Annotated in this window: 19 protein-coding genes; 10 read left to right on the top strand and 9 right to left on the bottom strand. The window is 56.9% G+C overall.

Translation table 11 applies throughout. The annotated features are described in order from the left end of the window. The first annotated feature begins 39 nt into the window (after positions 1-39). The 3 genes from rmuC to G565_RS0111235 all read left to right on the top strand — a co-directional run bounded on the left by rmuC (position 40) and on the right by G565_RS0111235 (position 4,339). Positions 40-1,416 carry a DNA recombination protein RmuC gene (gene rmuC, locus G565_RS0111245; RefSeq protein ID WP_037338893.1) on the top strand — a complete coding sequence of 459 codons (1,377 nt, stop codon included), beginning with the start codon at positions 40-42 and terminating at the stop codon, positions 1,414-1,416. Between the two features lie 70 nt (positions 1,417-1,486). Next, entirely contained in the window at positions 1,487-3,226 is a 1,740-nt protein-coding gene (gene dauA / locus G565_RS0111240) for a C4-dicarboxylic acid transporter DauA (protein ID WP_028671013.1), read from the top strand. A 333-nt stretch (positions 3,227-3,559) separates the two neighbouring features. Next, positions 3,560-4,339: a TSUP family transporter gene (locus G565_RS0111235; protein ID WP_028671012.1), complete on the top strand. Its 780-nt coding sequence runs from the start codon at positions 3,560-3,562 to the stop codon at positions 4,337-4,339. Here the strand turns inward: G565_RS0111235 and pobA are convergent, their stop codons facing one another. Then, positions 4,340-5,527 (bottom strand): 4-hydroxybenzoate 3-monooxygenase, encoded by a 1,188-nt coding sequence (pobA, locus tag G565_RS0111230; protein WP_028671011.1) that lies wholly within the window; start codon positions 5,525-5,527, stop codon positions 4,340-4,342. A gap of 183 nt (positions 5,528-5,710) precedes the next feature. Between pobA and G565_RS23875 the strand changes: the two genes are divergently transcribed. Next, positions 5,711-6,610 (top strand): LysR family transcriptional regulator, encoded by a 900-nt coding sequence (locus G565_RS23875; RefSeq protein ID WP_051207787.1) that lies wholly within the window; start codon positions 5,711-5,713, stop codon positions 6,608-6,610. On the opposite strand, the gene G565_RS0111220 is transcribed toward G565_RS23875, so the two are convergent. Both G565_RS0111220 and G565_RS0111215 read right to left on the bottom strand, forming a co-directional pair. Further along, positions 6,607-7,599: an aldo/keto reductase gene (locus tag G565_RS0111220; RefSeq protein WP_037338888.1), complete on the bottom strand. Its 993-nt coding sequence runs from the start codon at positions 7,597-7,599 to the stop codon at positions 6,607-6,609. The two genes, G565_RS23875 and G565_RS0111220, sit on opposite strands and share 4 nt — an antisense overlap. Positions 7,600-7,798: 199 nt before the next feature. Beyond that, positions 7,799-8,359, bottom strand: coding sequence for a class I SAM-dependent methyltransferase (locus G565_RS0111215; protein ID WP_028671009.1), 561 nt, complete (start codon positions 8,357-8,359; stop codon positions 7,799-7,801). Between the two features lie 242 nt (positions 8,360-8,601). On the opposite strand from G565_RS0111215, the gene G565_RS0111210 reads away from it, so the two are divergent. After that, positions 8,602-10,821, top strand: a complete 2,220-nt coding sequence (locus G565_RS0111210; RefSeq protein ID WP_028671008.1) for a glycosyltransferase — start codon at positions 8,602-8,604, stop codon at positions 10,819-10,821. A gap of 7 nt (positions 10,822-10,828) precedes the next feature. Here the strand turns inward: G565_RS0111210 and G565_RS0111205 are convergent, their stop codons facing one another. The 4 genes from G565_RS0111205 to ligA form a co-directional block, all read right to left on the bottom strand. After that, positions 10,829-11,512 (bottom strand): TVP38/TMEM64 family protein, encoded by a 684-nt coding sequence (locus tag G565_RS0111205; protein WP_028671007.1) that lies wholly within the window; start codon positions 11,510-11,512, stop codon positions 10,829-10,831. A 146-nt stretch (positions 11,513-11,658) separates the two neighbouring features. Then, positions 11,659-12,666, bottom strand: a complete 1,008-nt coding sequence (locus G565_RS0111200; protein WP_028671006.1) for an amidohydrolase family protein — start codon at positions 12,664-12,666, stop codon at positions 11,659-11,661. 237 nt (positions 12,667-12,903) lie between these two features. Beyond that, complete coding sequence (locus G565_RS0111195) at positions 12,904-13,752, bottom strand: class III extradiol dioxygenase subunit beta (protein ID WP_028671005.1); 849 nt, start codon at positions 13,750-13,752, stop codon at positions 12,904-12,906. Then, on the bottom strand, positions 13,745-14,140 hold the full coding sequence (ligA, locus tag G565_RS0111190) for a protocatechuate 4,5-dioxygenase subunit alpha (protein ID WP_028671004.1): 396 nt from the start codon (positions 14,138-14,140) through the stop codon (positions 13,745-13,747). Before ligA ends, G565_RS0111195 begins: the two co-directional genes overlap by 8 nt. Before the next feature lie 205 nt (positions 14,141-14,345). Here ligA and G565_RS0111185 point away from each other — a divergent pair, with 205 nt between their 5' ends. The 4 genes from G565_RS0111185 (at position 14,346) to G565_RS26380 (ending at position 17,900) form a co-directional block, all read left to right on the top strand. Then, positions 14,346-15,236 carry a LysR family transcriptional regulator gene (locus G565_RS0111185; protein WP_028671003.1) on the top strand — a complete coding sequence of 297 codons (891 nt, stop codon included), beginning with the start codon at positions 14,346-14,348 and terminating at the stop codon, positions 15,234-15,236. A gap of 423 nt (positions 15,237-15,659) precedes the next feature. Beyond that, on the top strand, positions 15,660-15,962 hold the full coding sequence (locus G565_RS0111180) for an ArsR/SmtB family transcription factor (protein ID WP_028671002.1): 303 nt from the start codon (positions 15,660-15,662) through the stop codon (positions 15,960-15,962). Positions 15,963-16,020: 58 nt separating this feature from the next. Beyond that, positions 16,021-16,752, top strand: coding sequence for an arsenical resistance protein ArsH (gene arsH, locus G565_RS23870; RefSeq protein WP_084649342.1), 732 nt, complete (start codon positions 16,021-16,023; stop codon positions 16,750-16,752). Further along, a complete protein-coding gene (locus tag G565_RS26380; protein WP_169579640.1) occupies positions 16,713-17,900 on the top strand; it encodes an MFS transporter in 1,188 nt (395 codons plus the stop codon). The genes arsH and G565_RS26380 overlap by 40 nt, the downstream gene beginning before the upstream one ends. Here G565_RS26380 and G565_RS23865 read toward each other — a convergent pair. Both G565_RS23865 and G565_RS0111150 read right to left on the bottom strand, forming a co-directional pair. Then, complete coding sequence (locus G565_RS23865; protein WP_051207785.1) at positions 17,807-19,447, bottom strand: HD domain-containing phosphohydrolase; 1,641 nt, start codon at positions 19,445-19,447, stop codon at positions 17,807-17,809. The genes G565_RS26380 and G565_RS23865 overlap by 94 nt on opposite strands. Before the next feature lie 152 nt (positions 19,448-19,599). Further along, entirely contained in the window at positions 19,600-20,418 is an 819-nt protein-coding gene (locus G565_RS0111150; protein WP_084649339.1) for a DUF3530 family protein, read from the bottom strand. 100 nt (positions 20,419-20,518) lie between these two features. On the opposite strand from G565_RS0111150, the gene rpe reads away from it, so the two are divergent. Further along, positions 20,519-21,196 carry a ribulose-phosphate 3-epimerase gene (gene rpe / locus G565_RS0111145; protein ID WP_028670998.1) on the top strand — a complete coding sequence of 226 codons (678 nt, stop codon included), beginning with the start codon at positions 20,519-20,521 and terminating at the stop codon, positions 21,194-21,196. Positions 21,197-21,248: the final 52 nt, after the last annotated feature.

Here is a 21,248-nt window from a genome sequence, read left to right as displayed (position 1 = left end):
AACTTCAGTTGTAACAAAGTCTTAAACAAGGAGCGCCCGATGCTGTGGTGGCAATTGCCGGAAGTCTGGATCAGCCTTGCCCTGTCGTGCACCCTGGGTGGCCTGGTGGTGGGTGGTTTTGCCATTCGCTCGCGGCGTCAGTTGGAGGCTCAACTGGCTGAAACGGAATTCAAACATCAGCAGGCGCAGTTTGAAGTGTCCCGACAGTCGCCGCAATTGCAGCAACTGGAAGCGCAGAACGAACGGCTTATGCTGCAACTGCGTCAGCGTGAAACCCGGTTGGCGGGGTTGGAGTCCCAGCATCAGGCGGAGCAGAAACACCATCGGGAACAGGTAGCCCTGCTGACCGATACCCGCGACGCCCTGAAAGCCGAATTCAGCCAACTGGCCAACGAGATTTTTGAAGCCAAGGGCAAGCGCTTCAGTGAACAGAACCAGACCAGTCTGAACGCCTTGCTGACGCCGTTTCGTGAACAGGTTCAGGAATTTCGCAAGCGCATCGATGATATTCACACCCAGGATACCCGGGGTCAAAGCGAGTTGATGAGTCAACTAACTCAACTTAAAGATCTCAATACCCAGTTGAACCAGCAGGCCGATGACCTGACCCGTGCGCTCAAAGGCGACAAGAAACTGCAGGGCAACTGGGGTGAGATTCAGGCCGAAAAAATACTGGAAAGTGCGGGTTTGCAACGCGGTCGCGAGTACGATCGCGAAGCCAGTTTTAAAGACGACAACGGCCAGAACAAGCGGCCGGATTTTCTGGTCAACCTGCCCGATGGCAAACATTTGATCGTTGACAGCAAGGTGTCGTTGAACGACTACCAGCAATATGTCGCTGCGGAAACCGAACTGGAGCGGGAGTTGGCGTTGAAGCGACACGTCGCGGCGGTGCGTCAGCACATTCGCAGTTTAAGCGATAAAAACTACCCACACTTGAACGGCTTGAACTCGCCGGATTTTGTGCTGATGTTCATGCCCATCGAACCGGCCTTCATCGCGGCCTTCCAGTCCGACCCGGCTTTATTTAACGATGGTTTCAAGCAAAATATCGTTGTGGTTACGCCAACAACCCTGCTCGCTACACTGCGTACGGTGGCGAATTTGTGGACACTGGAACGCCAGAACGTGAACGCCAAGCAGCTCTTTGATCAGGCTGGCAAGGTGTACGACAAATTGCGAACCTTTGCGATGCACATGGAAAAACTTGGCAGTCAGATCAATACCGCCAGCAATACGTACGACACGGCCTGGAAAACCCTGCGCGACGGTCGGGGTTCTCTGGTGCGTCAGGTGGAAATTCTGGAAGAACTGGGGGCGACTGTGCGCCAGAAACTGCCGGACAGCGTGGCCACTGAACTGTCGCCAGACCATCGACCCGATGGAGCTATGTCGCCTTCTACCGACAACGATTGATACTCGTCACTATCGGAGGGTCGCTGCCGTGTTATATAATGTCTTTCTAATGTAGAGGCCGTTATTCGCCATGCCCCATCGTGCTCATCTGTTTTCCCTGCGTCCTGCACACGCCCTGCGAGAGGTTGTGGCAGAAGGCTATGACTCTCGCAAGCTGGTGCGTGACCTGTTGGCGGGCATTACCGTCGGCATCATCGCCATTCCTTTGGCCATGGCCCTGGCAATCGCCAGTGGCGTACCTCCCCAATACGGTCTGTACACCGCCATCATCGCTGGCTTTGTCATCGCGCTGACCGGTGGTTCCCGGTTCAGCATTTCCGGCCCGACCGCTGCCTTTGTGGTGATTTTATACCCCATCGCACAGCGCTACGGCCTGGGTGGCTTGCTGCTGGCGACCGTGATGTCCGGTGTGATTTTGGTGGGTCTGGCCTTGCTGCGCCTGGGCCGATTGATCGAATACATCCCGGAATCGGTCACACTCGGTTTCACCGCGGGCATAGCCGTGGTTATTGGGGTGTTGCAAGTCAAAGACCTGTTCGGTCTGCCCCTGGAATCGATGCCTGAGCACACCGCCGATAAAGTCTGGGTGCTTGGCCAGTCACTGCCCGATCTAGCCTGGCCCAGTGTCATTGTTGCCACTATTACCTTTGCCGTGCTGGTGTTTTGGCCGCGTTTGCGTTGGCCGGTACCGGCGCATTTGCCTGCGGTGATTGTGGGCACATTGATAGCCTGGTGGCTGAACAGTCAGGGCTGGTCTGTCGATACCATTGGCAGTCGATTCAGTTATACCCTGGCCGATGGCTCGGTCGGGCAGGGTATTCCACCCGTGTTGCCCGCATTTGAGTGGCCCTGGCAACGGCCCGGTGGCGATGGTTTGCCGGTTGGGCTGAGCTGGACGCTGGTGGTTGAATTACTGCCTGCAGCCTTTGCCATCGCCATGCTCGGTGCGATCGAATCGTTGCTGTGCGCAGTCGTGCTCGATGGTATGTCGGGCAAACGTCACAGCGCCAACAGTGAATTGTTGGGGCAGGGCATCGGCAACATCGTGACGCCGTTTTTTGGTGGCATTACCGCCACAGCGGCACTTGCCCGCTCCGCAGCGAACTTCAAGAACGGCGCGGTCAGCCCGGTCTCGGGCATGGTGCACGCGGGCGTTGTTTTGCTCGGGCTGGTGGCATTGGCGCCGGTGCTTGCCTGGTTACCCATGCCCGCCATGGCGGCCTTGCTGTTGATGGTGGCCTGGAACATGAGTGAAGCTCCCAAGGCGGTGCATCTGTTAAAGACCGCTCCGAGAGGGGACATCTGGGTGTTCATCACCTGTTTTTCTTTGACGGTTCTGGTCGATATGGTCATGGCGATTACCGTCGGTATTTTGTTGGCCGCAGTGCTGTTTGTGAAAGAGATCGCCGAGATGACGCGGGTCACCGACATCAGTCAGAATCGCAAGCAAGTCGAGGGTGAACTGCCCGAAGGCTGGACGGTTTTGAAGATCAACGGGCCGTTGTTTTTTGCCGCCGCCGACCGCGTTTTTGGTGAAATGGCTCAGCTGTGTAAACAAAGTAGGGGCATTGTTTTGTACATGGATGGCGTACCGATTCTGGACGCCGGCGGTCTCGCCGCCCTGGAAAAGCTCATCACCAATTGTGGCCGGAATAACACTCGAATTTTCATTGCCGATCTGCAATTTCAGCCACTGAAGACCCTGGCCCGCGCAAAAGTAAAACCCGTGCCCGGGGTCAGTCAGTATTTTTCAACGCTGAACGAGGCGTTGCAGGCGGTTCGGTCGGAGCTGCCTTCTGTTGACTCTTGATACACGTTTCGGAGTTCGGGTTCTTTGGGCGGCTCTGGCCCGCGCCAGCTACCTGTGATGCCTCTGCGGGGTCGGTCGGGATGCCGCCCAGTCAATCCGTCCATGGAGCCTAGACCGCAGGATACGAATCCCTTCCCTGGGATTCACCCTTCGGGCTCGCTTCGCTCATGCTAAAACGCTCCCGGCGTTTTAGTCCCTGCTGCGGACTACCCCGCAGAGGCACCACAGGCAGCCGACGCTCAGTATGTGCGAACTCCGAAACTTGACTGGTTTCATCGCTGACATTTTCTGACAGACGGTTACACTGTGCTCCCCCATCCGACGGAGCCTGCTGTGGCTGATTTATCCTGGTTGCAACTGACTGGCATCTTTCTCACCTTTGTCTGGAGCGGTTTCGTCCGCTCGGGTCTTGGTTTTGGCGGCGCGGCCCTGGCGTTGCCGTTTCTGTTGCTGATCAGTGACCGGCCGGTCGTTTTCCTGCCCATTATTGCTATTCATCTTCTGGTGTTTTCGTCGATTACCGTTTGGCAGAGCCATCGTCAGACCAAAGCGTCCAGCGATGGCGAAGTGAAGGAGGGGTCGATCAACTGGCGCTACCTGCGCACCGTGATCCTGATTATGCTGGTGCCAAAGCTGATTGGTGTATTCGGGCTATTGACGCTGCCTGATGCGGTGATGAGCGGTATTATTTTCGTGATTGTCGGGCTGTATTCCATCACCTATATACTGCGCACACCGTTTCGCAGCAACAGCCGGTGGCTAGATGGCGTGTTTCTGGCGCTGGGCGGTTATATCAGTGGTACATCGCTGGTGGGGGCACCACTGATCATCGCTGTGGTGTCGCAAAAGATCCCTCGCTTTCAATTGCGCGATACCTTGTTTGTGCTCTGGTTTGTTCTGGTGTGCATCAAACTGACAGCGTTTATAGCCTTTGATGTCGATCTGCAACTGATTCACCAGCTGTGGTTACTGCCGGCGGCAGCCATCGGCCACGTGATGGGGTTGCGTTTTCATACGCGCCTGCTGGAGGCCGAGGCCTCGCGCTTCTACCAGGGCCTCGGTTGGGTGTTGCTGGTTACCAGCGGGGTTGGGGTTGCCCAACTGTTTTTCTAATCAGCCCCAATCTTCAATTGGAAAACCGCCATACTGCTCTGCCAACTGATGCATGGCCACCGGTGATTCCGACATATATTGTAACTCAGACAAACGGGTACGCATGTCAAAGTCGGTTTGGTCCGGGAAGCGGTGCAGGAGGGTGGTCACCCACCAACTGAAGCGGGTGGTATCCCAGACTCGCTTCAGCGCAACCTGTGAATAGCGGTCGGCCAGGTGTTCACTGTTTTCCCGGTAGCGGCCTACCAGGGCGCGCCACAGGTAATAGACGTCCGACATGGCCAGGTTCAACCCTTTGGCACCTGTCGGAGGCACGATGTGTGCGGCATCACCCACGAGAAATAACTGACCGTAGCGCATGGGTTCAGTGACGAAACTGCGCAGCGGTGCGATTGATTTTTCAATGGATGGGCCCGTAACCACGGATGCAGCCAGCTCAGGTGGCATGCGTTCCAGAAGGGTTTGCCAGAACCGTTCGTCTGACCAGTCCTGTACTCGATCGTTCAGATCACACTGTACATAGTACCGGCTCAGCATCGGGCTTCGCTGTGACGCCAGTGCAAAACCGTCGGGGTGCTGAATGTACCAGATGTCGTCCAATGGCGGAGTCTCCGACAGGACACCCATCCAGCCAAATGGATATACTTTTTCAAAATTACGCTGCACGCTGGCTGGTATGGCTCCACGCGACACGCCGTGAAACCCATCGCACCCGGCAATCACTTCGCAGTTGAGTCGGTGTGCCTGCCCATTGATCGTATAGGTCACGTAGGGTTGGTCGGTTAGATCGTGCAGTTCGACCTGGTCAACCTGATGCTGAACATCAGACCCAAGGGCATCGTGTGCCTGATAAAGATCTTCGGTAATGGCGGTCTGGCCATAAGCCATAAAATGGCGGTCAGTATAGGTGTGGATGTCGAACAACAGTGTGTGTGCACCGCCCCAGGCGACCCGGGTGCCATTGTGAACATGGCCTTCGAGATCCATGCGCGTGCCCAGCCCTGCCCGACGTAACAGCTCGACCGTACTCCACTCCAGAACACCGGCTCGAATCCGTGACAGAACGTGCTCCCGTGTCGAGCGTTCGAGCACAACGTTGTCGATGCCTTCCTGATGCAGCAGCAGTGAAAGCAGCATGCCACTGGGTCCGCCGCCAATAATGGCAACCTGGGTTTTTGATTCAATCATGTCTGGGGCCTCCGCGGTATGGCAGTAGTCAGGCTCGCTTGTCGCCGGTAACCTGTTTTTTGACTTCTGGAAAAGTGTGACCAGAAAGCGTGATAACGGATTGCATAAGCACAATAGCACTGGTTAGGTTATGCCATAAGATGCGAATATAGGGCAGGTGATAACAAATTATAATAGGTGCGCATGAAGCTTGAGCTGATAGAAACGTTTCTGGCGACGCTGACGCACGGCAGTATTCGTGCGGCTGCTCGTCAAATGGGGCTGTCGCAGCCGGGGGTATCGCGCAAATTGCGCCAATTAGAGGAGGAGCTGGGCGTCGCATTGCTCAAGCGCAGTGCACAGGGTGTAACACTCACAGTCTATGGTGAAGCTTTTGCGCGTCGCGCGCGCACCATTGTGAATGAAACTCAGCGAGCGGTTGGAGAAGTGGCGCAGATGCGCGGAGAGCGCGAAGGTGTCGTCCGTATCATGTTGGCACCCGCCTCGTCAGTTGACTGGGTTGCCCGTGCGGTTGGGCTGTTCCAGCGTGATTGCCCTGGCGTGCGGCTGGATATCTATGAAGGCATGCAGGAGCAGGCTGTAGAGCGGTTGCGCAGTGGGAGTCTGGACTTTGCCGTATCACCGCTGTGGCAGGCCCTGCCCGATAGCGAGTTTCAGACAGAGCCTCTGCAACGTATGGACATGGCAGTGGTGACCCGCAAAGACGGCCGGTTCCGCCACTGTCGCCACCTCGATGAATTGATCAGCGCACCCTGGTTGCACGTTGGGGCAGGTACGCACGTCAGTCCCTTGGTGGTTGACCTGTTTCGACACTTTGGTTTGAGTGCGCCACCCCCTCAAATGGAATCCTACTCGCTGACCAGTACCCTGGCATTCCTGCTCGATTCCGATGCCGTGACATTGCTGCCAGCCAAGTTCGGTCGTCAGCCCCTCTATGCGGATGTGTTAACCGAGTTACCCATCAGTGACCCGCTACCGACACAGGATCTCTACCTGGTGCAGCGACGGGAAAGCCCACTGACACCGACCAGTGCCATACTGGCCGGACACATTCGCCGGGTGGCTATGCAGTTGGCAAATTAGTCTGTTTCGCCGTCAAACAATTCGGTATCAATTTCAGCCAGGGTAGCCTTGCCATAGCGCGGGCCGCTGACGGTATCGAGGTTGACCGCCTGGTCGAGTTCGTCAAGCACGTCATCGCTGAGCGTTATTTTGGCAGCGGCCAGGTTGTCCCGTGCGTGGTCGAGCCGGGTGGTACCGGGAATGGCAGCTATGGTCGGGGTTTGGTTCAACACCCAGGCCAGGGTCAGTTGAGCCGGCGTAATACCGAGGTCTGCCGCGATCGCCTTGACCGGGTCCAACAAAGCCAGGTTCTTCGGGTAGTGCTCGTCTGAAAAACGGGGCATCTTGCGGCGAATGTCGGTGTCGGGAAGCTGATTCGGGTCAGTCAGTTCAGCGCTCAAATAGCCACGAGCCAATGGGCTGAAAGCAACAAAGGTGACGTCGAGTTCTTCGCAGGCGCGCAATACCGCAATTTCGGGGTTTCGGCTCCACAGCGAATACTCAGTCTGCAAGGCGGTGATCGGGTGTTCACGATGGGCTTTTTGTAAGGTGTCGGCTGACACTTCCGATAGACCCAGGTGTCGCACTTTACCCTGTTGTACCAGGTCGGCCATGGCGCCCACACTTTCTTCAATCGGGATGCGCTTGTCCCAGCGGTGCAGGTAGTAGAGGTCGATCACCTCGGTGTTCAGGCGGCGCAGGGCATCTTCGCAGGTTTTCTTGATGACGTCGGGGTGACCATCGATCGAACGCTGGCCGGTCTCGTCTTTGAACATGCCACACTTGCTGGCCAGGTAAAACTCGTTCCGGCGATGCATGACGGCTTTGCCCAGCAGCGACTCGTTGCTGCCAAAGCCATAGAGAGCCGCTGAATCGAAGTGATCGTAGCCAAGATCCAACGCTTCGTTCAAAAAGGTGATGGCGTCTGCCTCAGACGGCCTGGGGCCATAGGCATGGGACAGGTTCATGCAGCCAAGGCCGATGCGATGGGTGTCTTTCAGGTTCTTCATGAGGCTCTCCGCTGATCAGTGTGCTGCGCAGTGTACGTTTTTACCGCGTTTCATGGTTAGTACGCACTGTTGCACCGGCGTTCGTACGTTGAGGCTGTCGAGGTTTGGGGGAACGCTGCCTGGATCCCGACTGCGACAGTCTGGCGAATGTGATGTTTGCGAGGTCATTGATTCCGGATGGAATGCAGCTAGCTCCCTGCTAGGAGGCGGATTGTTTCGTGCAGAAGTAGACCAGCGCCGGAGGCACATTGATCAGTACCCGCTTGCACTCATAGCGGCCATAGACGGAGAGAAAGTAGGGTTGCAACAGTCGGGTGTATTGAAACGCAATGAACACGCCGCCCGGTCGAAGGGCTGCATGAATGTCGGAAAACAGAGCGGTGCGCTGAGCATCGTCAAAATTGGCGAAAGGCAAGCCGGAAATCACGCAGTCGACGCTGCCCAGGGTCTGTTTGGCCAGTACCTCGCGTAACATAAAAGCATCGTGGTGGGTGTGAACATCGGGAAAACGGGCATTGAGCTCGCGGCGCATGTCATCGTCGCGCTCAAAACTGATGAAGGTGGACCCGGGCCTGCGCTGGTTATCGATGGCGGCCGTGATAACGCCGGTACCGGCGCCCAGTTCAATGATGCTGTTGGCCTGATCCCAGTCTACGCTTTCCAGCATTCGGGCGACCAGAAACCGGCTGCTGGGCACAATGCTGCCAATGGCCAAAGGTGACCGCGCGAAGCGCTTCATAAAGGTCCAAGTACTCAACATCTTACCTGCCTGGTCGCGCTGGGGCGATGGTTTTTGTATGATCTGTGCTCGCCAGTTTGTCAGCATTTAGTGCAAAAGCCAGTAATGTTGGCTGAGCAGCACACACAATGTAACAGTCCGGGGCGATTTCTGGCACCTTCTTTTCACCTCGCTAACACGAAGTACAGCGATAAGCAGACATGGACGGGGCCTGACAGAGACTCCATACTGGCCACTGTTCAACAGGGAATGGGTGTCAGCTCGTGCGCAAATCAACCAAACGGACACTGTATTACATCAATATCGGTGTAATCACCGCGTTAGTGGCGTATCAGCTGTATCTGAACTTTTCCGAACCGAAAGTCAGCTCCATGCACGCAGGCCAAATCGAGCGGATTCAGGCGCGACTCGAAGATCGCACCCGTTTTGAGTTTTCTGTGGTCGGTAATGTGAACAACTCGGTCAGTATCTTTCAGGATCAGATCATTCCAGTCATCAATGCCAGTGACTCGGAGTTCACTGTGTCAGCGGGCAATGCCGTCAGTGGTGGGGCGGCTGAAAACTACCGTTCGGTATACACCATTTTCTCGTATCTCAACCAGCCCTGGTTGCTGACCTACGGCAAAAATGAAGACAGTGAACTGGGTCGACTCCGGTTTTATGAGCAATACGGCCCTCATTTTTATTCCTTCACAGCGGCCAATACCAAATTCTTGTTTCTCGACAGTACCGACAACACGGCCTACAACTGGCAGCTCGATTGGCTGGAGCACGAGTTGTCGACGTCTGAAGCGGACCATCATTTTGTGTTTATAGGCTCTCCGGTGCACCCGCCGGTGCATAACACGCCCATGTTTCAGCAAGACAACTACTTTGGCAACGAACGGGTTGGTGCTCAGATGAGAGCCCTGTTTGAGTCGCATCAGGTCGACATCGTGTTCTCGTCACAACTGTCGGTTTATTACGACCAGACCATCGATGGCGTGCGCTATATAACCACCGGCGGTGGCGGCGGTCTGATCATCGACGATGAGAACAGCTTTCATCATTATCTGCGTATTCGTGTAGAAGCCGATGAAGTAATAGCTGAGGTGCGGCACCTTGATGTCTTTGAAACCTCCTGGTATCGAACCGTCGAAAGCGTCTGGTCTTCGATTTATACCTTTTTTTACGTCAGCTTTGGGCGCTTTCTGATTATCGTCAGCCTGTTGGTTCTGGTCGGCCTCAAGTTACGCGAGACCCTATTCGAAGACCGTGATTTTTATTCTCAGTACACGATTGACGACACTCCCTGGCGCGATCAGCCCAAGCGAATACTATTTTTCACCAACAACTTTTTTCCATTTATATCGGGCGTCACTATATCGATCGAGCGTTTGTTAAGAGGCTTAACGGCCCAGGGGCACGAGGTAAAAGTGGTTGCCCCGCGCTACGATGAGGAAGGCGAACCCAGGACAGATACGTTGCAGGTCAAGACGCTGGCCGCGTTCGGCAGTAAACGGGAGTTTCGATTGGCCAATGTATTGCAACCGGGTATCTTCAAACTGTTTCGGCAGTTCAAGCCGGATATTGTGCACCTGCACCATCCTTTCTGGTTGGGGTCCATTGGCTTGTGGTTGGCCCGGCGCAATAAAGTGCCTTCGGTATACACCTATCACACACGTCTTGAGATGTATGCGCACTACGTGCCTTTGCCGGGTCGAATCTTTCGCAATGTTATTTCCCACGAACTGATTCGACGTTTTTGCAACCGCTGCGATGGCGTTGTCGTGCCGACCGTATCAACCGAAGAATACCTGCGCCTGATCGGTGTCAAATCTCCGGTGTGTGTGCAACCGACCGGCATTGATTTTGAGCGGTTCAATCGGCGCGATGAACACCGGATTGCCCAACTCAGGGAGCACTATAAAATCGCAGAGACTGACCGTGTACTGGTCAGTGTGTCTCGGTTGGGCAAAGAAAAAAACGTCGGGTTTATCGTAGATGCTTTGCATCAATTGCGCTCGCAAACCGAACTGACGGTGCGGTTGCTGCTGGTCGGTGAGGGTGACGAACGTCCGGTGCTTGAACAGAAGATTGAAGCCCTCGGTTTGCAGGACAACGTGACTCTGGTAGGAGCGGTTAGCCCCGAGACCATTCCCGATTATTACCAGATGGCCGATGTCTTTGTGTTTGCATCCAAGTCAGAAACTCAGGGGATGGTGATTCTTGAAGCGATGGCGGCCGGCTTGCCTGTGGTGGCCGTTCGCTCCAGCGGTACCGATGATGTTATTCAGGATGGTCAGACCGGTTTTAAAACCTTTGAGCGGGTCGATCTGTGGGTTGAACGCGTGCGTTACCTTATCGAGCATGACGACATCCGCGCCGAATTTTCACAGCGGGCCGTGACCCTGGCCAGTCACCACGATACAGAGGCCTTTGCTGAGCACATCAACCGGTTTTACAGCGAGTTGCTGGCGCGGCGAGCAAAGGAGTTGACTTGACGGGCCATCAAGCAGAGCGATTGCGATAGCGCCGTGCCAACACGATAACAGTGGCGAACAGCAGGGCGACAATCACCAGAACAGCGATGGCGAAGAACAGGTCCTGATTGTTTTCAGCCTGAAGCATTCGACTGGCTTGCCCGCCAAGCACCGTAACAAAAGCCAGCCCCGGAATAATACCGATAGCCGAACCGACCATATAACGGCCAAAAGGCATGTTGAACGCGCCCGCCATCAGGTTGGTGAACGTAAAGGGAGCCAACGGTAGCAGGTTAATCAGAATCATGGCCCGAACTCCGCGCTCGCTCATGTACCCGGACAGCGCCTTCAGGTGTTTGCCACTATGGCGCTCCAGAGGCGCTTGCCCCAGTAAATGGCCCAGCCAGAACGTTACTCCCGAAGAACTCAGCGTGCCCAGACTGGCGTACAGCAACCCCCACCAGGGGCCAAACAATAGCCCGGTTAGCACCACCAGCAAGGTCAGCGGAAAGGCCAGCAATAGCGCGACGACATAGACAACCATCGCGGCGGGCAGACCCCAGGGCGATGACCGAACGGTCTCCAGTCGGCCAATCCAGTGTTCAAGCTGTTCTGCCGTCAGCACGCCGGTGCTGGCCAGATAACGCCACATAATCGCCAGAACAATCAGCAGCGCAACCAGGGCGACGAGTCGGATCAGTGTGCGGGGCATTGTGGTTCCTGACGGGCAGACCCATCGTAAAAATCAGGGCGTATCCTCCGACAAGGTGACGCTGAGTTCAAGCGACGGTTAAAAAAGACCCGCCAGTGGCGGGTCAGAAAGCACAACACAAGAGAGTGGGTTGGCTGGGCAGGAAATCAGGCGTTGAGCCGCGGGAATACAGCGCGGGCATTGTCTTCAAACACCATCTTCTTCTCGGCGGCGTTGAGCTTGGTGTTGCCGTCGATGTAGCGTTTGGTGTCGTCGAAATAGTGGCCGGTGCGCGGGTCAACGCCTCGCACCGCACCAATCATTTCCGAGGCGAACAGCACGTTCTTGGTGGGAATGACGTCGAGCAACAGATCGATGCCTTCCTGGTGGTAGACGCAGGTATCGAAGTAAATGTTGTTCAGTACCTTCTCTTCCAGATCGAAACCCTGATCCTGAGCGATACCCCGGAACCGGCCCCAGTGGTAAGGCACGGCACCGCCACCATGAGGGATGATGAACTTCAGGTCCGGGAAGTCCTTGAACAGGTCGGACATCATCAGGTGCACAAAGGCGGTGGTGTCAGCGCTCAGGTAATAGGAACTGGTGGTGTGAAAGCAGTCGTGGCACGAACCGGAAACGTGAATCATTGCCGGAATGTTCAGCTCGCTCATTTTTTCGTAGATCGGGTACCAGAACTTGTCGTGCAGCGGCTTGTCTTTCCAGTAACCACCAGACGGATCCGGGTTCAGGTTGCAACCGATAAAGCCCATTTCGTTGACGGTGCGCTCAAGCTCACGCACCACCGCATCCGGTTTCACGTTGGCGCTTTGTGGCAACTGGGCGACGGGTGCAAAGTTCTCAGGAAACAGATCGCAGACGCGGCGAATCAGGTCGTTGCAGTGCTCGGTCCAGGCGACGCTGGTGCTTTCGTTGCCAACATGATGGCCCATCCAGCTGGCGCGCGGCGAGAAGATGGTCAGATCGGTGCCGCGTTCCTGCTGCAGCTTGAGCTGGTTGTTTTTAATGCTGTCGCGAATCTGATCGTCGGTGATGTTCAGAATGCCTTTGGTGGTCTGAAACATCGGGTCGTTCTTCAGCTCCGCCTTTTGCTTGTCACGGTAATCGCCCAGCTCCGACGGTGCGGTGGTGTAGTGTCCATGGCAATCGATGATCATGGCCGTCTCCAGTGTTGTTGTCTTTGTCGCTCAAGTTCCGGAGTTAGGTCGCCCTGGGTGCCTATCGTCCGCGTCGGCTACCGGTGGTGCCTCTGCGGGGTCGGCGTAAACCCATCCATGGGGCCTAGACCGCAACATCCATGTTGCGGACTTCCCCGCAGAGGCACCACCGGCACCCGCCGCTTGCATGGTGCTAACTCCGAAACTTGAACCAGTATGTTGTACCAGTAATTCCGATTATTTCTGACTACCATCTTCCAGCACAATCAAGCCCGCACCGGTGTTGGATGCCGGCACGTGATAAAACTTGTAGGTTTCGGTGGCATCGTCGCCCATGGCGCCGCGCATGATCAGCCACATCACCAGTTCAATGCCTTCCGAGCCCGCTTCACGCATGTATTCGACGTGTTGGATTTTGGTCAGGCTGACAGGGTCAGTGGTCAGACGATCGAGAAACGAATTGTCGAATTCAGGGTTAACCAGACCGGCGCGCTCGCCCTGTAACTGGTGCGACATGCCACCGGTGCCGAAAATCGCGACCTTGATGTCTTTGTCGTAGGCTTCGACCGCCTTGCGAATTGCCTTGCCCAGATCGTAGCAACGTTTGCCCGTTGGAGGCGGGTACTGAATGACGTTCACGCACAACGGGATAATCTTGCATGGCCACTGCTCGGGTTTGTCGAACATGATCGACAGCGGCACGGTGCAACCATGATCGACCGACATCTCGTTGGCGATGGTCATGTCGAATTCATCGAGAATCAGCGACTCGGCAAGATGCCAGGCCAGGTCCGGGTCACCCACAGCAGTGGGCACCTTGCGCGGCCCATAGCCTTCATCGGCGGGCGGAAATTCATCGGCCACACCCAGGGTGAAGGTAGGAATCAGGTTCAGGCCGAAGGCAGAAGCGTGGTCGTTGTAGACCACAATCGCTACGTCGGGCATGTTGTCCTGAATCCAGTCACGCGCTGGCTGGTAGCCATCGAACAGAGGCTTCCAATAGGCTTCCTGTTCTTTATCGTTGTCGATTACGGCGCCAACGGACGGCACGTGTGAGGTGCCTATCCCGGTTACTATTCTAGCCATTCGACTGCTCCTGTTCTTTTTTACTGCGATTACCTTCAACCGACCGACCGCCAGAGATCATCATTTGACGAAACTGTTCTTCAGTTACATCGGACATGGCGCCGCCGACGAACTGCATGGACCGGCCGTCGAAAATGGCCAGTTTGAAGGTGTAATAAATGTTGCCGCCCAGACGCAGCATGCCCAGCCAGTCCCGTTCCAGGACGGCTTTTTTCTGCTCGTCGGTCAGCTTGAATGTTGCCAGGTAGGCCGCTTCGTCTTCGCGAAACGCATCGCGGTTTTCGGCCTTGTTCAGGGACATGCAGAACATGTTCAGATGGTAGCCTTTTCGGCAATGCTGGCCATCCATCACGTAGGTTCCCGGTATGTCTCGGTACTCGCGGTTCATGGGTCACTCTCTCAATGTTGAATGGTGTGTCACTATTCGGCAGCGTCTGTGCAGTACCAGTATAGTCGGTGTCTCTGCTGGGCCGGATTCAGGGTGTATCCGGGCTGCAGCTAGCCAGCGTGAACTTAGCTACGCTATGGGGGTGACAACCAGACTAGTTAAGCGCACAATTTGGGACAACCTATAACATTAGGACGTTTCGTTCATGAAGTGGAACATATCTGATTTGCCCGTTTTTGTGGCCGTTGTGGAAAAAGAAGGTATTTCGGCTGCAGCCCGTTCGTTACGCATGCCGAAGTCGAGCGTGAGCCGGTTCGTACAGCGTCTGGAAGACGATCTGCAGGTACGCTTGCTGGAGCGTAACTCCCGACAGATGCGGATGACCAGTGAAGGCGAGGTGTTCTTCAAACACTGTCAGCTTATTATGGAACAGGTCGAAGCGGCCGACGCGCACATGAACGGTCTGAGCCATACCCCCAGCGGTGAACTGACCATTTCACTGCCAATGGCATTCAGCCGCGACGTGCTGGCCGGGCATCTGCACCGCTTTAATAAACAGTATCCGGAAATTCAGCTCAACATTCAGGTGACACCAACAGCCGTGGACCTGATCGGCGAGCACATCGACCTGGCGGTTCAGGTGGGTGATCTGCCGGATTCCGAGCTTATTGCCGTGCCCCTGTTTGAAACCCCTCTGATCTGGGTGGCCAGCCCGTCGACCTATGCGGCTGGCCATACCTTTCCGGGTCTGGATGCACTGGTTGAGCAGGTGCATGTCTGTGAGCGCCGCTACAACAAGACGGCCCTGCCGATGCGTTATCAGGGCGACAAGCACAAGGTGGAGATTCAGGCCTCGATCGAGACCACCGACCCGATTATGGTGCGCGATACCGTCATCGCCGGTTCAGGCGTCGGCTTGCTGCCATCGCTTTACTGCCGCAGCGCCATAGAGCGTGGCGAGCTGGTGCAGGTGGCGCAGAATATGGAGCTGGACCTGATGGCCAAAGCCTCAGCGGTCTATACCAGTCGCCGCATGCTCAGCGCCAAGACCCGGTTGTTCATCGAGTTTTTGAAAGACCTGACCTCTGACATGTGAAACGGCCGCAATGTTTGCCAGGGTGGCTTGTTCGGGCGTCATGAGTCAGACATTCCTCAGATAAACCGATTTGGTGGCAGCCTCTATTACGGTGCCAGTCGGACTGTCGCGCACGCCTGCTGAAGGCACGCTGTAAATACTTCCATGTAAGCTCGAAGACCGGGTATGAATCCCCTCCATGGGATTCACCCTTCGGGCTCGCTACGCTCATGCTAAAACGCTCCCGGCGTTTTAGTCCATGCGGTCTAACGGCCTTCAGCAGGCGAACCCGACAGTCCTTGGGACTGCACGTGGTAGAATAGGCATGAATGTCTGACTCATGACACCCTGGCAGGCCTGACACTGATACAGTGGTTTTTTCGTATATTTCGATATTACTAGAAATATATTGACGATCACCTCTGCCGGGTGAATACTCCTCCCATGACAACACTCACACTCGAACAAGCGGCCGATCAACTGGCTGAACTGGGCCATCCGACTCGTCTGGGGCTGTATCGTCTGCTGGTGCGCGCTGGCCATGGCGGGGCGCCGGTCGCTCAGTTGCAGCAGCAGTTGGATGTGCCGGGCTCTACGCTGTCGCATCATCTGAGTCGACTGGTGCAGGTGGGCCTGGTGAAGCAGGTTCGCGAAGGTCGGGTACTGCGCTGTTTCGCTCAGTACGACCGGCTGAACACCCTGATCGGTTACCTGATGGAAGAATGTTGCACCGAGAGCGGTTGCTGACGGTTTCGGGCATTTTTTTGGCTATTAAATTCGATATATCTGGAAATATGGAGGCATTATGGCACTGATTCCCGACCACAGCCTGGAGAGTACCCTCGGTCAGTTGCAGCAGGGTTACCAGCAACCCAATAGCCATGCGGCGCGCATTCTGGTGCTGTATGGCTCCTTGCGGGAGGAGTCGAACAGCCGCAAGCTGGCGCTGAACGCCGCTCACATGCTGGCGCAGTTTGGCGCCGAGGTTCGGGTATATGACCCTGAAGGTCTGCCGGTGTGCGACCGGGTTTCAACGGATCACCCCAAGGTCGTTGAGCTGCGGGAACTGGCGCAGTGGAGCGAGGGCATGGTCTGGTGTTCGCCGGAGATTCACGGTGCGGTGTCGTCGGTGTTCAAAAACCAGATCGACTGGATTCCGCTCAGCGACGGGGCGATCCGGCCGACTCAGGGCAAGACACTGGCGGTGATGCAGGTTAACGGCGGTTCACAATCCTTTAACGTGGTCAACGCGCTGCGCATTCTGGGCCGCTGGATGCGGATGTTCACCATCCCCAATCAGTCGTCGGTGCCCAAGGCCTTTCAGGAGTTCGATGCCGATGGGCAGATGAAGGAATCGCCCTATCGCGATCGGGTTGTGGATGTCATGGAAGAGCTGTTTCGGATGACGCTGCTGTTGCGCAACCAGTCGGCCATGCTCACCCACCGGTTTTCCGAGAACAAGGCGGATTATCAGCCCCGGGTGGCTGACGCCTCCTGTTGCGAGCCTTCGGTCGCCAACCGCTCGTGCTGCGCCTGATTCATCATCACAGCCAGCCAACGGTGCTGGCCAGTCTGGTGCTGACGCTGGCGCTGGTGTCCGATTCGGTCCTGTACTTACTGCTGCCTCTGTATTTTGCCGACTTCGGTCTGACGCTGATCTGGGTCGGGGTTTTATTGTCGGCCAATCGTTTCGTCCGGTTGCTGATCAACCCCTGGCTGTTGCCCTGGTTCGAACGGTTTGGTCCGCGCACGGCCATGCTGCAAGCCGTGGCACTGGCGACGCTGGCCAGCCTGGCGTTTCTGATGCTTGCCAGCCCCTGGGTCTTGTTGCTGGCCCGCTTGCTGTGGGGCATGGCCTATGCGCTGATGCGGCTTGGCTGCTTGCATTATGCGACCCATGAGCCGGAGCGGCGTATGACGAACCTCGGCTGGTACACCAGCTTGCAGGAAGTTGGCCCGTTGTCGGTGCTGCTGGTCGCGCCCTTACTGGTGGAATACATCAGCATTGAGGCGGTGCTTTTGCTCGCCAGTGGGCTCTGTCTGGTGGCGTTGTTGCCGGCTCTGGCGTTGCCGCGGGCCAGGGCTGACGCTCAGGCACCGGCAAAGGCCCGGTTTCCCTGGCCTACTGCCTGGCACCGGTTAACCTTTGTGACCTGCCTGCTGTTCGACGGCGTCTGGACAGTAGTGCTGGCACCGCTGCTGGTGCTGGCGGGCTGGTCAACGGCGGCGGCACTGGCGATGACAGCCTGGCTGCTGGTGGCCAAGCGGTTGTTCAATATGCTGGTGGGTGTGGCGTCCATTCGTGTCAGTCACTGGGTATCCGAGCGCCTTTTGCTCGGTGTCTCGGTGGCGCTGATGCTGCTTGCCGGAGGGTTGATGGCGGTGACCCAGGTGCTCTGGTCCAGTGTATTCGCCATTGTCGGGCATGGCCTCTACATGATTCTGGTGCCCAAGCGACTGTCGGATGAGGCACTGAGCGATCACGATCGTCATCACAGCCTGAACGGCTTCACCTTCTGGCGCGATCTGGCGGCGGCCGTTGGCGCCTTGCTGGCCAGTTTTCTATTGGCCTGGCAGGCTACGACGCTGTTTTACGGCTTGCTGACCGGGCTGGTGGTACTGATGTTGTTGGTGGCCAGATACGGCGTGACGTCATCCACATCGTTCTGGTCTGGCAGCAAGTAATGTTCGGCATAGTCTTTCCACTTGCCGCTGCGCAGAAACAGGTCAAAGACGTCCGGGTCGATGTGCTGGTCGTCGCGCATCGATTGCAGAATGGAGAACGCCTGGCTCAGCGGCATCGGCGGTTTGTAGGGCCGCTCCTTGGCGGTCAGGGCTTCGAACACATCGGCCACGCCCATGATACGGGCCGGAATCGACATCTGCTCCCGGGTCAGACCGCGCGGAAAGCCGCGCCCGTCCATGCGTTCGTGGTGGCCGCCAGCGTATTCCGGCACCCGGCGCAATTTGGGCGGGAAGGGCAGTTGTTCGAGAATGTCGATGGTGATGTCGATGTGGCGGTTGATCGCCTGGCGCTCTTCGTCGTTTAGTGTGCCCCGGGTAATGCACAGATTGGTGACTTCTGTGTCGTTCAGCAGTGGCTGCGATGTGCCCCAGGCGTCCTGCCAGGTCCGGGTGGCAATGGCCCGAACCCGATCCTTGTCTGATTCGGGCATGTATTCACCGCCGCGATTAACCCGCTCCAGAAACGCCAGATCCTGACGCAGTGCCTCAACGTCGGCAGCGTTGGCCGACTGCGCCATGGTGGCGGCAAAACGCGCGGCTACGGTATCAAAACCGTCGAGCAGACTTTGCAGTTTGCGGCCCTTGTTCAGAATCGTTTCCGAGGTGGCCAGCTTGCCGCAGTCGTGCAACCAGGCAGCCACGTGCAGTTCATACCATTCGTCATCGTTCAGGCCAAAGTCGGCGAAGTAGCCGTCGGTTTCCTCGCAGGCGGCGCGCGCCATCATCTCGGTCAGCACCGGAATGCGCTCGCAATGGGCTGAGGTGTGGGAGGAGCGAACATCAATAATGCGGGCCAGCGCCTGAATAAAAGCATCGAGCAGGTCTTTGTGGCTTTGCACCAGCAATTGATTGTCGAGCGACAGCGCCGCAAACTTGGCCATGGCCTGCACCGTGCGCTGGTCGTCGTCGGTGAACGGGCGGCTGTCGTCTTCCGGGGTGCGTGCGTTGATCAGTTGCAACACACCGATGACCCGGTCTTCATGGTTCAACAGTGGCAGGGTCAGCATCGACCGCGAGCGATAGCGGTGTTCGGAATCGAAGTGGCGGGTGCCGGAGAAGTCGAAATCACCGGTCTGGTAGACATCATCGATATTGACGGCCTGCCGTGTCAGCGCGACCCAGGAGGCGACATTCTGGTGGTTCGGCTGACCGCTTTCGGATTCACCGGGCTGGTGATGGTACAAAGGAATGGCGGGCCACCGGCTCAGTTGGGCCGGGTCCCGGCTTTCCAGCCCGAGCACCGTGTTGTGAATGGCTTTGAAGACCAGCCGGGGTGAATCCGCGCTTTCATCCAACTGATAAAAGGTGCCACCCTCGGCCCCGGTCAGCAGACGGGCTTCTTTCAGAATTCGATGCATTAGCCCGGCTACGGTGGTTTCCCGGGCCAGCCGGACCAGCAAATCACTGGTTGAATCCACGCTCCAGGCAGATAAGGGTCTATCCACCTGGTCCAATTGGCTAGCTAAAGAAGGGTCGGGGGTCGTCATACTGCGCTCCTGAGGTCCCGATAACAGCGTGGTCATGCCACAGCGGAAAAGCATAGCCCAGATGCGCCTGTGATTGACCCCTTTGTTGGCAAATAGTTGGCCATCTTACTTATCTGCTACGACCTCCTGGCACCTTTAGGTGCAACTGACCCTTACTCCTCAACCATCTGAACCTCACCTTCGCGCCCGGCCATCCGGGTGCGCAACCAGCCCCAGAGCCGGCGAGTGGTGCGATTGGGGGTGGCCTGATTGTAGAAAGAGGCCTGGTCCGGGTCGCGAATCTGAGTGTAGCGCTCAAGGCCATTGCGTCGGGCTTCTGCCCGGCGAGCGCTGGCGGCGCGAAAAGCCGCTGGAGAGTCCTCGGATACCCAGTCGAGAATGGCAATGTTGAGGCTGCCGATCAATTCGGGCAGGTCGGGCTCGATGGTTTTGGCGTTGACCATCATCAACCCATAGCCGATGTCCTGATCCGGAGTCAGGCGCTCTGACAGGTAGCGGGCCGCCCAGTAGGCGCCTTCCCCGTAGCCCAGAATCACCAGATTGAACTGGCCGTCCTGGTTCAGACGCTGCAAGCCCAGCGCGATGCGATTGAGCGTTGCATCCGGGTCGGTGGCGTACCCGCCGACCAGGGGCAGCGCGATGGACAGGGTATTCCAGCCAACGTCGGGCAAAAAACGCCGCGCTTGCTGCAAATGCACCGGCCAGTCCGGGTTGTGACCCTCATCGTGCAGTATCAGCACCGCGCCCTGTGGGGTGGCTGTGCGTTGTTGCAGGCTAAGCCCCAGAAACGCCCCGTCGCCTTCTCCCAGAATGACGACTTCCTCATCGCCCCGGGGGTTGGTCAGGGCCTCAGCGAGGTCGTTCAGATGGTTGGCACGCGCCTGGGCCAGTGCTTCGGCGGAACTGCCGGTGCTAACAGCCAGTAAGGCGCAGAGGCTGATCAGGCCGCACACAGAGACGCGCCGTATCACAACGAGACCCGGGTTTTATCGGCGATCGGGCACATTGGCGTTTGACCTCCCTCTGGCAGTCACTAGAATGGGCGTTCCGCCAGCCGTGAGACGCCCCGAAATGTCCGATTTTGTCATAGCCCCTTCCATTTTGTCCGCCGATTTTGCCCGCCTGGGCGAGGAAGTGGATGCCGTTCTGAACGCCGGTGCCGACTGGGTCCACTTCGATGTGATGGACAACCATTATGTGCCCAACCTCACCATAGGCCCCATGGTATGCAAGGCGTTGCGCAACCATGGCGTCACCGCCCCGATCGACGTGCATCTTATGGTATCTCCAGTAGATCGGCTGATCGGCGACTTTATTGAGGCCGGCGCCAGTATCATCACCTTTCACCCGGAAGCGAGTGATCACATCGACCGGTCGCTGCAGTTGATTCGTGACGGTGGTTGTAAGGCCGGCCTGGTGTTTAACCCGGCCACGCCGTTGCATTACCTCGACTACGTGATGGACAAGATCGACCAGGTGCTGATCATGTCGGTGAACCCCGGTTTTGGCGGCCAGTCCTTTTTACCCTCGGCCCTCGATAAACTGCGTGACGCCCGCGCCCGTATAAAAGCTTCAGGCCGGGACATTCGTCTGGAAGTCGACGGTGGTGTCAAAGTCGATAACATTCGGGCGGTGGCCGAGGCCGGTGCCGATGCTTTCGTGGCCGGGTCTGCCATTTTTAACGCGGATGATTACGCCACCCGCATCAATGAGATGCGCCGGGAACTGGCCATGACGCGCAGCGCCTGATCACGTCGCAGTACGACCGCCTTAACACCCTGGTGCCTGAAGGCACCACCTT

It is taken from the genome of Saccharospirillum impatiens DSM 12546 (assembly GCF_000423605.1).
GTDB classification, from domain to species: domain Bacteria; phylum Pseudomonadota; class Gammaproteobacteria; order Pseudomonadales; family Natronospirillaceae; genus Saccharospirillum; species Saccharospirillum impatiens.
The sequence above is the reverse complement of the archived record's forward strand: the minus strand, read 5'-3'. Positions and strand labels throughout refer to the sequence as shown.